Source organism: Pseudonocardia sp. DSM 110487 (assembly GCF_019468565.1).
In the GTDB taxonomy this organism is placed as follows: Bacteria; Actinomycetota; Actinomycetes; order Mycobacteriales; family Pseudonocardiaceae; genus Pseudonocardia.
The window spans coordinates 6,958,267-6,970,539 of record NZ_CP080521.1; the positions used below are offsets into that span (position 1 = coordinate 6,958,267).

General features: G+C 73.7%; 12 protein-coding genes. 4 read left to right on the top strand and 8 right to left on the bottom strand.

The window, feature by feature from the left end:
• Nucleotides 1-12: 12 nt before the first annotated feature.
• Entirely contained in the window at nucleotides 13-1,200 is a 1,188-nt protein-coding gene (locus tag K1T35_RS32540; RefSeq protein WP_220255597.1) for an MFS transporter, read from the top strand.
• Here K1T35_RS32540 and K1T35_RS32545 read toward each other — a convergent pair.
• Entirely contained in the window at nucleotides 1,184-2,014 is an 831-nt protein-coding gene (locus K1T35_RS32545) for a DMT family transporter (protein ID WP_220255598.1), read from the bottom strand. The genes K1T35_RS32540 and K1T35_RS32545 overlap by 17 nt on opposite strands.
• Complete coding sequence (locus K1T35_RS32550) at nucleotides 2,007-2,534, bottom strand: MarR family winged helix-turn-helix transcriptional regulator (RefSeq protein WP_220255599.1); 528 nt, start codon at nucleotides 2,532-2,534, stop codon at nucleotides 2,007-2,009. The genes K1T35_RS32545 and K1T35_RS32550 overlap by 8 nt, the downstream gene beginning before the upstream one ends.
• Before the next feature lie 49 nt (nucleotides 2,535-2,583).
• On the opposite strand from K1T35_RS32550, the gene K1T35_RS32555 reads away from it, so the two are divergent.
• Both K1T35_RS32555 and K1T35_RS32560 read left to right on the top strand, forming a co-directional pair.
• Nucleotides 2,584-3,651, top strand: a complete 1,068-nt coding sequence (locus tag K1T35_RS32555) for an ATP-dependent DNA ligase (protein WP_220255600.1) — start codon at nucleotides 2,584-2,586, stop codon at nucleotides 3,649-3,651.
• Between the two features lie 94 nt (nucleotides 3,652-3,745).
• Nucleotides 3,746-5,389, top strand: a complete 1,644-nt coding sequence (locus K1T35_RS32560; RefSeq protein ID WP_255621002.1) for a GNAT family N-acetyltransferase — start codon at nucleotides 3,746-3,748, stop codon at nucleotides 5,387-5,389.
• A 24-nt stretch (nucleotides 5,390-5,413) separates the two neighbouring features.
• On the opposite strand, the gene K1T35_RS32565 is transcribed toward K1T35_RS32560, so the two are convergent.
• The 4 genes from K1T35_RS32565 to K1T35_RS32580 all read right to left on the bottom strand — a co-directional run bounded on the left by K1T35_RS32565 (nucleotide 5,414) and on the right by K1T35_RS32580 (nucleotide 9,608).
• Complete coding sequence (locus K1T35_RS32565; RefSeq protein ID WP_220255601.1) at nucleotides 5,414-7,159, bottom strand: AMP-binding protein; 1,746 nt, start codon at nucleotides 7,157-7,159, stop codon at nucleotides 5,414-5,416.
• Nucleotides 7,160-7,184: 25 nt separating this feature from the next.
• Complete coding sequence (gene rlmN / locus K1T35_RS32570) at nucleotides 7,185-8,291, bottom strand: 23S rRNA (adenine(2503)-C(2))-methyltransferase RlmN (RefSeq protein ID WP_220255602.1); 1,107 nt, start codon at nucleotides 8,289-8,291, stop codon at nucleotides 7,185-7,187.
• Between the two features lie 74 nt (nucleotides 8,292-8,365).
• Complete coding sequence (locus tag K1T35_RS32575; RefSeq protein ID WP_220255603.1) at nucleotides 8,366-8,896, bottom strand: hypothetical protein; 531 nt, start codon at nucleotides 8,894-8,896, stop codon at nucleotides 8,366-8,368.
• 226 nt (nucleotides 8,897-9,122) lie between these two features.
• The gene (locus K1T35_RS32580; RefSeq protein WP_220255604.1) at nucleotides 9,123-9,608 is read right to left on the bottom strand and encodes a carboxymuconolactone decarboxylase family protein; all 486 of its coding nucleotides are present in this window, start codon (nucleotides 9,606-9,608) and stop codon (nucleotides 9,123-9,125) included.
• A 176-nt stretch (nucleotides 9,609-9,784) separates the two neighbouring features.
• On the opposite strand from K1T35_RS32580, the gene K1T35_RS32585 reads away from it, so the two are divergent.
• Nucleotides 9,785-10,702, top strand: coding sequence for an RNA polymerase sigma-70 factor (locus K1T35_RS32585; RefSeq protein WP_255621003.1), 918 nt, complete (start codon nucleotides 9,785-9,787; stop codon nucleotides 10,700-10,702).
• A gap of 17 nt (nucleotides 10,703-10,719) precedes the next feature.
• On the opposite strand, the gene K1T35_RS32590 is transcribed toward K1T35_RS32585, so the two are convergent.
• Both K1T35_RS32590 and K1T35_RS32595 read right to left on the bottom strand, forming a co-directional pair.
• A complete protein-coding gene (locus tag K1T35_RS32590) occupies nucleotides 10,720-11,433 on the bottom strand; it encodes a class I SAM-dependent methyltransferase (RefSeq protein WP_220262999.1) in 714 nt (237 codons plus the stop codon).
• Entirely contained in the window at nucleotides 11,433-12,263 is an 831-nt protein-coding gene (locus K1T35_RS32595; RefSeq protein ID WP_220263000.1) for a phosphatidate cytidylyltransferase, read from the bottom strand. Before K1T35_RS32595 ends, K1T35_RS32590 begins: the two co-directional genes overlap by 1 nt.
• Nucleotides 12,264-12,273 lie beyond the last annotated feature (10 nt).

Consider the following 12,273-nt stretch of genomic DNA (forward strand, 5'->3'; position numbering starts at 1 on the left):
AGGAGTTCATCCATGTCCACCACCGAGGGCATGCGCGGATACGGCGCCGTCGTCCGCACACCCGGCATGCGCGCCTGGACGCTCGTCGTCCTCTGCCAGCGTCTGCCCATCGCGATGTCCCCGCTGGCCCTGGTCTACCTGGGCCATCTCGCTGCCTCGTCCTACGCCGCCGGCGCGGTCCTCGCCGCGGTGTTCGCCGCGGCCGAGGCCGTCACCGCGGGCCCCATGGGCCGGCGGTTCGACCGGCGCCCGGCACGCTCCGAGATCCGGCTGGTCCTCGGCGTGCAGGCGATCCTCTTCGTGGCCATCGCCGCGTCGGCGCTGACGCCGGCACCGCTCTGGCTGCTGGTCCTGCTGTCGGCCGGAGCGGGCGGCGTGGCGTCCGGCGCGCACGGCGGCCTGCGGGCCCTGCTGGTCCGGACGACGGACCCGGCCACGCACCACGCCGCGCTGAGCCTCGAGTCGACCCTCACCACCCTGCTGTGGGCGGTCGGGCCCGCCGTCGTCGGGCTCGTCACGCTCGCGGCGGGTGCCGCGTGGTCGATCGCCCTCGTTGCCGCGCTCGCCGCGGCCGGCGCCCTCGCCGCCGGCACGCTGGCCGATCCCGGCCCGGCACCCGACGACCCGGAGGCGAAGGTGCGGGTCTGGCATCGGACCTGGCCCGCGCTGCTTCAGGAGGGTGCCGTCATGGTGTGCGTCGGTGCCGCGTACACCGGACTGCCCGGCCTCCTGGAGTCGGTGGGCACCGAGGGCACCGTCGCCGGTCCGCTGCTCGCCGTCTTCGCCCTCGCGGGGCTCGCTGGCGGTCTGGTCTACGGCAGCCGGACGTGGCCCGGTGCGTACCGCACGCAGAGCGCAGTGCTGGTGCTGGCCGTGGCCGCGGTGCTCGGGCTCGCCGCGGTGGCGCCCACGGCCGGTCTCGTCGGCGCGCTGGTCGTCCTGTCGGGGCTCGCCGGCACGCCCGCGCTGACCGCCCGCGCCGCCGGCGTGCAGCAGCTCCTGCCCGAGCGCACGTGGGCTGCCGGCTTCTCGGGGTTGTACGCGGCGGGCGGCGTGGGCTTCGGGGTCGCCGGGCTCGTCGTCGCCGGACTCATGGATGCGGCGGGCGTCCGCGTCGCCCTGCTCGCCTGCGTCGCGGTGGCCGCGCTGGGGGCGGTGGTCGGCGCCGCCGCCGAAGCACGGATCAGGCGAGCGCGATGAGGCCCACCGCGGCCCCGGCCAGCCCGAGCCCCGCGGTCTGCGTCCCGGTGAGCCGCTCCCGCAGCACGGTGAGCCCCAGCAGCACCGGCACCACCGGGTACAGCGCCGCGAGCACGACCGCCACCGCGAGCAGCTGCTCCCTGGTGGCGAGCGTGTAGCAGGTGATCGCGAGCGTCCCGACCGCCCCGCTGCCCAGTGCCGCGACCGCGAGGCGCCGCGGCATCCGCAGCGGGGCGCCGGCGGCGAGCGCCATCGGCGGGATCGTGACGACGGAGGCGATGCGGCTCGCGACGAGCGGCCAGAGCCCTGCCGCCGGGTCCACCGCAACGAGCGCGATGAACTGCAGCGCGAACCCGAGCCCCGAGACGAGCCCGTCGACGCTCCCCTCCGCCGTGGCGCGCCCGCGGCCGACGCGGGTGACCAGCCAGAGCGCGGGCGCCGCCGCGGCGATTCCCAGCCAGGACAGCGCCGAGGGCCGCTCGCCCAGCAGGAGCACGCCGAACAGCACCGGCACGACCACGCCCGCGACGTCGCTCAACGGGACGACCACCGAGAGCTGCCCGATCCCCATCCCGCGGAACAGGAACGCGACCCCGATCCCGGTGCCGACCCCGGACAGGGCACCCCACCCGAGCGCTCCCGCCGTCACCGACGGCGCCGGGACAGCCACGGCCGCCACCAGGATCAGCGCGGTCCCGCCCAGCTGCGCGACGAGCGCGACCGCTGCACTGTGCACGCGGCGGGCGAGCAGCGCGCTGACGAAGTCGGTGATCCCGAAACACAGCGCCGCTCCGAGTGCGAGCGCCTCACCCATGGGCGGCGTCTCGCTCGGCCTGCCCCACGGGGCAGATCGCGCCGGCCTCCGTGCAGCACGGCCGGTCGCACAGCCGGCAGACCCGCTCGGAGCTCCCGACCTGCGCGTAGATCCCGCGCAGCAGGCGCTCCAGCACGCCTGCCAGTGCCTCCTGGTCCGCAGGCGGGAGCGTGCCGACGAGGGTGGTGAGCCGCTCGCCGCGCGCGTCCAGCAGATCTGCCGACGCCGCCCGGCCGGACGCCGTCGGGTGCACCGCCACCCACTTGCCCAGCGTCGGCCGCCGCTCGACGAGGCCGCGCGCTGCGAGCGCGTCGACCATCCGCGCGGCCGCCGACTGGGTCAGCCCGACCCGCCTGCCGAGCTCGGTAACGCTTATCCCCTGGTCGGCGCTCAAGACGACGAGGGCCGCCGCTCCGCTGCCACTGACGCCGGCGGCTGCGGTGGCCCCGCCGAGCGTGAGGTCCGTGACGGCCAACGCGGCCGCTCCGAGCAGGTTCGCTGTTCTCCTTGTGTCATGCATGACTCATGCATACCCTTTACGTCGACCGGTTATGCGGCAGACTGGCCCCGTGAAGCTCCCGGTCATGCCGCCCGTCGCGCCGATGCTGGCCAAGCCGATCGGCGACATCCCCGCTGGTCAGATGTACGAACCCAAGTGGGACGGGTTCCGCTCGATCATCTTCCGCGACGGCGACGACGTGGAGATCGGCAGCCGCAACGAGCGGCCGATGACCCGCTACTTCCCCGAGGTCGTCGCCGCCATCAAGGCCAACTTCCCCGATCGGGCGGTCGTCGACGGGGAGATCGTGGTGGCCGACACCGCCCGCAACACCCTCGACTTCGAGGCACTCCAGCAGCGCATCCACCCGGCCGCGAGCCGGGTCAACCTGCTGGCCCAGCAGACACCGGCGAGCTTCATCGCGTTCGACCTGCTCGCGCTGGGCGACGACGACCTCACCGAACGCCCGTTCGCCGAACGCCGTGCGCTGCTGGAGGATGCGTTCGCCGACGCTGCGCCGCCGATCCACCTCACCCCGGTCACGCGCGACCTCGACGTCGCTCGGCAGTGGTTCGAGCAGTTCGAGGGCGCCGGGCTCGACGGGCTGATCGCGAAGAAGCTCGACCTGCCCTACCAGCCCGACAAGCGGGTGATGAGCAAGATCAAGCACGAGCGCACCGCCGACTGCGTTGTGGCCGGCTACCGGGTGCACAAGTCCGGGCCCGATGCGCTCGGGTCGCTGTTGCTCGGCCTCTACGACGACCGCGGCGTGCTCAACTCCATCGGCGTGGTCGGGGCGTTCCCGATGGCCACCCGCCGGTCGCTGTTCACCGAGATGCAGCCGCTCATCACCACGTTCGAGAACCACCCGTGGAACTGGGCGGCGCACGAGCAGGGCGAGCGCACCCCGCGCAAGAACGAGACCAGCCGCTGGAACGCGGGCAAGGACCTGTCGTTCGTGCCGCTGCGCCCCGAGCGCGTGGTCGAGGTCCGCTACGACTACATGGAGGGCGACCGGTTCCGCCACACCGCGCAGTTCGTGCGCTGGCGCCCCGACCGCGAGCCGGAGTCGTGCACGTACGAGCAGCTGGAACGCCCGGTCAAGTTCGATCTCGCCGACGTGCTCACCGGAGGCTGAGCTGCGGATCCGGCCGGCCAGGGCCGACGAGGCGGCGCATCTGACCGCGCTGGTACTGCGCTCGAAGGCGTACTGGGGTTACGACGAGGAGTTCATGGCCGCGTGCCGCGACGAGCTCACGATCGACCCGGGCGACGTCGCGGCGAAGCGGGTCGTCGTCGCCGAGGACGGGCACGGGGTACGGGGCGTCGCCTCGCTGGTGGGCTCCGCCCCGGCCGGCGAGCTGGGCCTGCTCTTCGTGGACCCGCAGGCGATCGGCTACGGCGTCGGCCGCGCGCTGTACCACCACGTACTGGCGACGGCCCGCGAGCTGGGTTTCACCGGGTTGAGGATCGAGGCGGATCCGAACGCCGAGCCCTTCTACCGCGCCATGGGCGCCCGGCCGGCCGGTACCGGACCGTCCGGTTCGGTGCCGGGGCGCGAACTGCCGCTGCTGGAGGTGGCCCTGCCACCCGCCCGTGACGGCTGGCTCCGGGCGTGGACGGGCGGGCGCCGGGCGATCCACCTCGGCAACGTCACCGAGTACCAGGCGCAGTGGGGCGACGTTCCCGCCGACGCCCGCCGCGCGAGCTCCCACTACGCGTGCCTGGCGGCGTTCGCGAGCCCGCATCCCGCGATTCTCGTGCTCCCGAGGCCCGTACCCCGCGCCTGGATCGAGCTGGCCGCGCGGCAGCTGGCGTGGGACCCGGTCGAGGTCTTCGACGGGCTCGACGACCCGGCCGGCCTGACCGCGGCGGTACTGGCCCGGCCTGCGCTCGCCGCGCACCTGCGCGACGGCGGCCTTCCCCTGCTGCCGTGGGGCCGCACGCGGGCGTTCGGCCTGCTCACCGGCGAGGAGCTGCCCCCGACGGCGCTGCGCCACGAGTCCAAGAAGGCCGCCCACGAGCTGTTCGTTCGGCTCGCGCCGGGCCATCCCGGGATCGCGGTGCCGGAGCAATGGCCGGTCCCGAACCGGTGGGCGGCGGCGCGTTCGGTGCGGGCAAGGGCGCGCCGGGGCCAGGCCACGATCGTCAAGACCGAGCACGGGGCGGGCGGGTCCGGAACCTGGCTCGTCAACGGCCACGGGGTCCGGCTCCCGCGGGGGCCGTTGCTGCTCGAGGAGGCCGTGGGCGGAGGCTCACCCCGGGACGTCACCTACGACGGCGTCATCGGGGCCGCGGGCGAGGTGCACGACGTCGGTGTCGCCGTGATGGACGTCCAGGGCACCGCCTACCGGGGCGCAACGGTCGGCCCCGGCGTCGTACCCGATCCGCTCGCGGAGACGGCCGCGCGGTTCGGGCACGCCGTCGGCCTGGAGGTGGCGGCCACCGGCTACCGGGGCTGGTTCGACGTCGATTTTGTGACCGACGCGGGCGGCAGGCTCGCCCCCACCGAGATCAACCTCCGCCTCACCGGCCCTGCCGTCGCATTCACGATCAAGGCTCGGCTGGACGGGATCCGAGGCGGGGACCACGTCGTCCGGACGGTCGACCAGGTGCCGCTCGGCGCTCGCCTGCCCGACGAGGAGCTGGTCGCGCTCCTGCGCAGGCTCTGCCGGCAGTGCGCCGAGATCGGCGCCGTGCTGGTGCCCTCGATCCCGACGGCCGCCTACGAACCGGGGCCGTACCTGGGGATTGCGCTGGCGGCGCACACCCTCGACGGGCTCGACGCGGCCGAGGCTCTGATCCGCGCCGCGGCCCTCGACGTCGGAGGGATGTTCAGCGCGCCGGACGGCTCCGCCGCGTCACGTAGATCATGACGATGGCCGCCGCGATCATCAACGTCACGTTGAAGGTATAGACGAGCGCCGCCTGCTGGGGCCAGTCGTTCTTCGCCGCGAGGCGGTAGGAGTTGTCCTGCGGCCACCACGACACCAGCAGCCAGACGATCCCAGGTGAGCCAGCGTGGTCAGCACCGGCGAGCGGCCCTGGCGCAGCATCGGCTGCCGCCCGAAGAGCAGGAAGCCCACCCCGACGGCGAACGCCAGGATTTCGACGATGTACAGGCCGCCGAAGAGCGTGGCCCACGGCTGGGGCACCGCGGTCAGATCGGTGGAGCCGGGCCAGAAGACAGCGGTGAGCACGATCGCGGCCGGCAGCGACACGAAGGTCAGGAACCCCCGCCACGCGAACGACCAGTCCGCACTCGTCATCTGCCCGCCTCCCTTCCCGCTCCGGCGCGGCGTGGCGGCCGACGGCGGCAGCGGAAGCAGGCGACGGGCCACCCGCCCGGCCCGGTCCCGAGGGAACGCCGCCAGGTTCACGACCCGGTCCGGGACGTCCGGCTCGGGTACCACCCCGTGCAGGTGGTCGCGGACCGCGGCCAGGCGCACCGGGTCCTCGCCCCGTGGCACGACGTAGGCGACGAGCTCGCCCTCCGCGGACCCGATCACCGCGTCGCGGATCTCCGGCTGCGCGGCCAGCACGGCCTCCGCCTCGTACGGGTCCACGGTGCGGCCGCGCACGGTCGTCCGATTCGCCTGGCGGCCGCGGAACTCCAGCAACCCGTCGTCCCGCAGCTGCCCGAGGTCGCCCGTGGGTACGGAGTAGCCGCCGTCCGGGGGCGTCAACATGATCTCCCCCTCGGCGAGCGCGACGGCGCAGCCGGGGAACGGGCGGCCCAGCAGCGAGATCCGCTCCGGGGCCTGCTCCTGGCTCGCCGACTGGTCGGCCTCGAACCACGTTCCGCAGCCTGCGACCTCGGCGGTTCCGTAGACGTTGAGCACCCGCGCATCCGGGGGAAGCCTGCGCCGCAACCGATCCTGGTCCGCGACCGTGAGCCGCTCGCCGCCGACCGCCACCAGGCGGAGCGAGTCCGTCGGGTACTCGTCCAGCACGGCGTCGACGGTCGCGGGCTCGGTGTCGAGCACCGTCGTCCCTGCCCGCCGCCGGCCGGGCAGCACCAGCGTGCCTCCCGAGCACAGCGCCCTGAACCAGCCGCCGGTGAAGGCCGGGACGTCCGGCGCGGCGGTGACCAGGTGCCGGTCGGCCGGGCCGAGCTCGAACACCTCGGCCCATGCGGCGTACGCGGCGCGCAGCCGGGCGTGGCCGACCTCAACCGGCCGGCGCGGGCCGGTGGCGCCGGAGGTGAAGAGCACCGCCGCCCGCGACCCCACCGGGGCGTCCGGCGGATCCGCCGAGTCGGCACCCACCGCGTCCACGCCGACGACCGGCCGGCCGGTGCCGTCGTCGACGCGCGGGACCAGATTCCCGTTCGTGACGACGACTCGGGCGCGGCCCGCGGCGAGGAGGCGGCCGAGCTCGCCCATCGGCTGGTCCGGGTCGATCACCGCGTATGCCCCGCCCGCCTTGAGCGCGGCGAGGATCGCGACCACGACGTCGGCGCGCCGGTCGCCCACCACCGCGGCGGTCTCGCCCGTGCGGAGCCCCGCCGCCAGCAACCGCCGGGCGAGCCCGTTGGCCCGCCGGTCCAGCTCCGCGTACGTGATCGGGGCGTCCTCGGTGGCGATCGCCACCGCGTCCGGTGTCTCCCGGACCCGATCCTCGAACAGCCGATGCACTCCCCCCATCGAGGGATCATCGCAGACGATCTCGTTACTCGGCCTGGGCGGCGAGCTGACCGCACGCGGCGGCGATCTCCCTGCCGCGCGTGTCGCGCACCGTGCACGCGATGCCGGCGGCCTGCACCCGCGCCACGAACTCGTCCTGCACCCGCCGCGGCGAGGCGTCCCACTTGCTGCCCGGTGTGGGGTTGAGCGGGATGAGGTTGACGTGCACCCGCGCGTGCCCGACCTGCTGGCGCAGCAGCTTCCCGAGCAGGTCGGCGCGCCACGCGTGGTCGTTGACGTCGCGGATCAGCGCGTACTCGATCGACACCCGCCGTCCGGTGGTCTGCGCGTAGCGCCGCGCGGCGTCGAGGACCTCCGCGACCTTCCAGCGGTTGTTGACCGGCACGAGCGTGTCGCGCAGCTCGTCGTCCGGGGTGTGCAGCGACACGGCGAGGGTGACCGGGAGCCCTTCCCCGGTCAGCTTGTCGATCGCAGGCACGAGCCCCACCGTGGAGACGGTGACGCCGCGCGCGGAGATCCCGAGCCCGTCCGGGGACGGCGCGGTGATCCGGCGGACGGCCGCGATCACCCGCTTGTAGTTGGCAAGGGGCTCGCCCATCCCCATGAACACGACGTTGGACAGCCGCATCGGGGTGCCGAGCGCACCGTCCCGAGCCGCGGCGGCGGCCTGCCGCACCTGCTCGACGATCTCCCCTGTGGACAGGTTGCGCTGCAGCCCGCCCTGGCCGGTGGCGCAGAAGGGGCATGCCATCCCGCAGCCTGCCTGGCTGGACACGCACACGGTGGCGCGGTCCGGGTAGCCCATCAGCACCGACTCGGCGCGCGTGCCGTCGTGGCCCTTCCAGAGCGTCTTGCGGGTGGCGCCGTCGTCACACGCCTGCTCCAGCACCGGCGTGACCAGCGGCGGAAGCAGCTCCCGCAGCGTGTCGCGGGCGGCCGCCGGCAGGTCGGTCATCGCGTCGACATCCGCGGTGAACCGGCCGAAGTAGTGGCGGGCGAGCTGGTCGGCGCGGAACCCGGGAAGGCCGAGCTCGCCGACCGCGGTCCGGCGGTCGGCCGGGTCGAGGTCGGCGAGGTGGCGCGGCGGCAGGGCGCGCTTGGGCGCCTCGAAGACGAGGGGGAGGGCAGTCATGACCCCTCGATTGTGCCAGGCCGCCCCCGCTCCTCCCGGCGCGGACGGAATCCGCTCCCTCGGCGGAGGGGCACCTACCGCCGTGCGCGGTACCGCGCCTCGGCCAGCAGGCCCGTGCGGTGCGCGCTCGTCAGCCAGAACAGGCCGCCTGCGACCAGCCCGACCATGCCCTGCGGGTACAGCTCACCGGCCGAGCTGAGCGCGAACAGCGCCCCCGCGGCCCCGAGCACCATCAGAGCGCCCCCGAGCGCGAGCAGCGACCGCTCGTCCAGCTGTGAGGACAGCGTCAGCGCCGCGACGCCGACCACGGCCGCCGCCACAGGCACGGTGAGCTCGCCCCACGACAACTGCCCCAGCACGGTGGCGGCGACGGCGATCAGCGCCGCGGTGATGCCGAGCAGGCGCAGGAACCGTCCCCGACCACCGCGCGGCAACGGCTCGCCCGACCCGTGCCTGCTCCGCAGGGCCATCACGAGCACGCCGGTGACACCCAGCCCGGCGGCCAGCACGACGGTGCCGACTCCGGCGTCGAGGGCCGCAGCACCGACCGTCCACCATGCCGCGCCGACGATCGGCTCGAGGTAAGGCACCGGAGTCGCACGCATGGCATCCACGGTAGCGACGGCGCTCCGCGCGGCGCGGCCGGGCCGGGACGGCGCTGAAGGGGCTCTGGCCGTAGCGAGCGGCGGCCGGGTGACCGCGTCGCAAGTCCGAGGTGGCGACGAGCGCCTGTTCGACCATGCGCTCCCGCTCGCCGTTGCTGCGCCCGAACACGCCCCGACCCGGCCCGGAGCGAATGCCTCCGAGCCGAGCCATGCATTCGCCTGCCGATCAGCTCGCCATGCCGTCAAACGTGCCGGGCTCGTAGGAACCGCCCTTGGTGCGCGTGATCACGAGGAGCCGGTTGGCGGCGTTGATCATGGCGACCACGTAGACGAGCGCGGCGACCTGGTCGTCGTCGTAGTGCTTGCGTACCTGGGCCCAGGTCTCGTCGGACACGCCGTGCTGGGCATCGGCGGTTCGGGTGCCCTCCTCGGCCAGCGCCAGCGCGGCTTGCTCGGCCTCGGTGAACACGGTGGACTCGCGCCAGGCGGCGACCAGGTTGATCCGGACCGCGGGTTCGCCGGCGGCCGCCAGCTCCTTGGTGTGGGCGTCGACGCAGTAACCGCAGCCGTTGATCTGGCTGGCGCGCAGCTCCACCAGCTCCAGCGTGGACTTCGGCAGGGGCGACTGCATGATCGCCATGCTGACGTTGGCGAACCGCTTGCCGATCTTGGCGCCGAGCTCGTTGTCGTTCAGGTTGAAACGGGGTTCCATGACGTCGTCCTCACTCGTGGTGTTGCGCGTCGCCGCGCTGAACGAACACCAGATGCCGGCACCCCCGATCTTTCTGACAGCACAGCCACGTGACGTAGGGCACAGGCCTTCGGTGTCAGGGAACGGCGGGGCCCGGCGTCTTGTGGGCAGCAGTGCAGATGCGACAGGAGCCACCCATGCCCAACGAGTGCGGCGGGAGCGGGGACGAACGCGTGGATCCCGCCACAGACACGTTCGTCGCCCACCGCAACCTGCTGTTCACCGTGGCCTACGAGATGCTCGGCTCGGCCGCGGACGCCGAGGACGTGCTGCAGGAGACATGGCTGCGGTGGGTGGACGTCGACCTCGACACCGTGCAGAACAGGCGTGCCTACCTCGTCCGGATCACCGCCCGGCAGGCGCTGAGCCGGCTGCGCACGCTCGGCCGCCGCAAGGAGTCCTACGTCGGCCCCTGGCTGCCCGAACCGCTGCTCACCGCGCCCGACGTCGCCGAGGACGTCGAACTGGCCGACAGCGTCTCGATCGCGATGCTCCTGGTGCTGGAGACGCTGACGCCGACCGAGCGGGCGGTGTTCGTGCTGCGCGAGGTGTTCGACCTGGGGTACGACGAGATCGCGGAGGCCGTCGACAAGACACCGGCCGCGGTCCACCAGATCGCCCACCGGGCGCGGGCCCACGTCGCCGCGCGCCGACCACGGGTGGCTGCTTCTCCGGCCGAAACCCGAGTCGCGCTCGAGGCGTTCCAACGGGCGGTCGAAACGGGCGATCTGCAGGGCCTGGTCGACATCCTCGCGCCGGATGTCGTCTTCCTGGGTGACGGTGGCGGGGTGGCGCAAGCCGCGCTGTCGCCGCTGGTGGGGGCCGACGAGGTGGCTCGCGTGCTGGCCGCGAGTCGGCTGGCCATGGTCGCCGCCGCTGCGCCGCTGCAGCCGGTACAGGTCAACGGCTTCCCTGCACTGATCCTCCGCCTCGACGGCAAGATCGACACCGTGATGGCGGTGCGCATCGACGATGGCCGCATCAGCGGCCTCTACGCCGTGCGGAACCCCGAGAAACTGTCACAGCTGGAGCGGGAGACCGCCCTGCGCCGCTGAGGGCGATGCCGGTGGGGCTAGGGCCGGAACGCCTCCTTGCGCCGCACGTGCAACCGGTAGCCGACGGGCAGCGCGAGGCCGGTGGTCGCGGCGATCGCCCGCTCCGCCACCGCCCGGGAGAACTCGATCCGCAGGACAGCCTCGAGGGTCTCCCTGTCCGGGAACCCCCACGTCGTCATGATGCGGCGCATCGAGAAGCCGTGGCGCTCGAAGAACTCCTCGACGCGGTCCGAGCGGTAGCGCGGCAGGTCGGCGCGCATCCAGTCGCCGTACGGCGCGACGGTGGCGTCGAGGTCGACGATCGCGATCGCGCCGCCCGGCCGCAGCACGCGCTGCGCCTCGGCCAGCCCTGGCTCGCACCCGGGCCCGAAGAAGTACGCCGTACGGGCGTGCACCAGGTCGATGCTGGCGTCCGCGATCGGCAACGCGGCCGCCCCCGCCCGACGCACGGTGGCCCGTCCGCCCATGCGCTCGCGCGCGCGTTCCACCAGGCCGGCATGCGGCTCCACCCCCGTGACGGACGCGGCCTCCGCGGCGAAGACGGGCAGGTGGAACCCGTCGCCGCACCCGACGTCCAGCACGTCGGAACCGGACCACGGCGCGGTCTCCCGCAGCGCGGTCCAGATCGCGCCCTCGGCGTCCTGCGCGCGGTTCTCCCGCTCGTAGACCTCGGGCCAGTTCCAGATGTTGGGGCTCGGGATCGCCTTGTCGGGCCGACGGAACCCCCGGATCACGGGACGACGATGCTCAGGAGCGCCCATGCGACGACCGCGGTGGGCAGCAGGGAGTCCATCCGGTCCAGGAGGCCGCCGTGGCCGGGCAGCAGGGTGCCCATGTCCTTGATGCCGAGGTCCCGCTTGACCATCGACTCGATCAGGTCGCCCAGGGTGGCGCACGCGACCAGCAACGCGCCCGTGAGGGCGCCCGCCCACCATGCCCCGCCCAGCATCAGGTGCACGCACAGCGCGCCCGCGACCATGCCGAAGAGCTGCGACCCGGCGAAGCCTTCCCACGACTTCTTCGGGCTGATCGTCGGAGCCATGGGATGGCGCCCCAATAGCACGCCCGTGGCGTAGCCGCCGACGTCCGAGGCCACCCCGCAGATCAGGAACGTGAGCACGCGGGCGAGCCCGTCGTCCGCGACGACCAGCAGCACCGCGAACGAGCAGAAGAGCGGTACGTACGCGGCCGTGAACAGGCCTGCGGTGACGTCTCGGACGTAATGTTCCGAACCTGCCCGCATCCGCCAGAGCAATACCGCAAGCGCGGTACCGGTGAAGGCGACGGCGAGCCCGCGCAGCCCGAACGGCCACGACAGCCAGACCATCGCCTGCCCACCGGCGAGCAGCACCGGCAGCGGCACCGCGATCCCGGCGCCGCGACGCAGCGCCCCGCCGAGCTCCCATGTGGCCACGGCCGTGGAGACGGCCAGCACCCCGATGAAGAAATGCCGCTCGAGCACGAGCGACGCCAGGATGACGGCGCCCATGCCGACGCCGACGGTGATGGCCGCGACGAGATCACGCCCGGCCCGCGACGGCCGGCGGGCCGGAGGCACCATCGCCGTGGTG

What these genes read in the sequence shown, in the direction of transcription:
- K1T35_RS32540 (WP_220255597.1), top strand. Translation starts at nt 13, where the DNA reads ATGTCCACCACCGAGGGCATGCGCGGATACGGCGCCGTCGTCCGCACA.
- K1T35_RS32545 (WP_220255598.1), bottom strand. Translation starts at nt 2,014, where the DNA reads ATGGGTGAGGCGCTCGCACTCGGAGCGGCGCTGTGTTTCGGGATCACC.
- K1T35_RS32550 (WP_220255599.1), bottom strand. Translation starts at nt 2,534, where the DNA reads ATGCATGACACAAGGAGAACAGCGAACCTGCTCGGAGCGGCCGCGTTG.
- K1T35_RS32560 (WP_255621002.1), top strand. Translation starts at nt 3,746, where the DNA reads ATGGCCGCGTGCCGCGACGAGCTCACGATCGACCCGGGCGACGTCGCG.
- K1T35_RS32565 (WP_220255601.1), bottom strand. Translation starts at nt 7,159, where the DNA reads ATGGGGGGAGTGCATCGGCTGTTCGAGGATCGGGTCCGGGAGACACCG.
- rlmN (WP_220255602.1), bottom strand. Translation starts at nt 8,291, where the DNA reads ATGACTGCCCTCCCCCTCGTCTTCGAGGCGCCCAAGCGCGCCCTGCCG.
- K1T35_RS32575 (WP_220255603.1), bottom strand. Translation starts at nt 8,896, where the DNA reads ATGCGTGCGACTCCGGTGCCTTACCTCGAGCCGATCGTCGGCGCGGCA.
- K1T35_RS32580 (WP_220255604.1), bottom strand. Translation starts at nt 9,608, where the DNA reads ATGGAACCCCGTTTCAACCTGAACGACAACGAGCTCGGCGCCAAGATC.
- K1T35_RS32585 (WP_255621003.1), top strand. Translation starts at nt 9,785, where the DNA reads ATGCCCAACGAGTGCGGCGGGAGCGGGGACGAACGCGTGGATCCCGCC.
- K1T35_RS32595 (WP_220263000.1), bottom strand. Translation starts at nt 12,263, where the DNA reads ATGGTGCCTCCGGCCCGCCGGCCGTCGCGGGCCGGGCGTGATCTCGTC.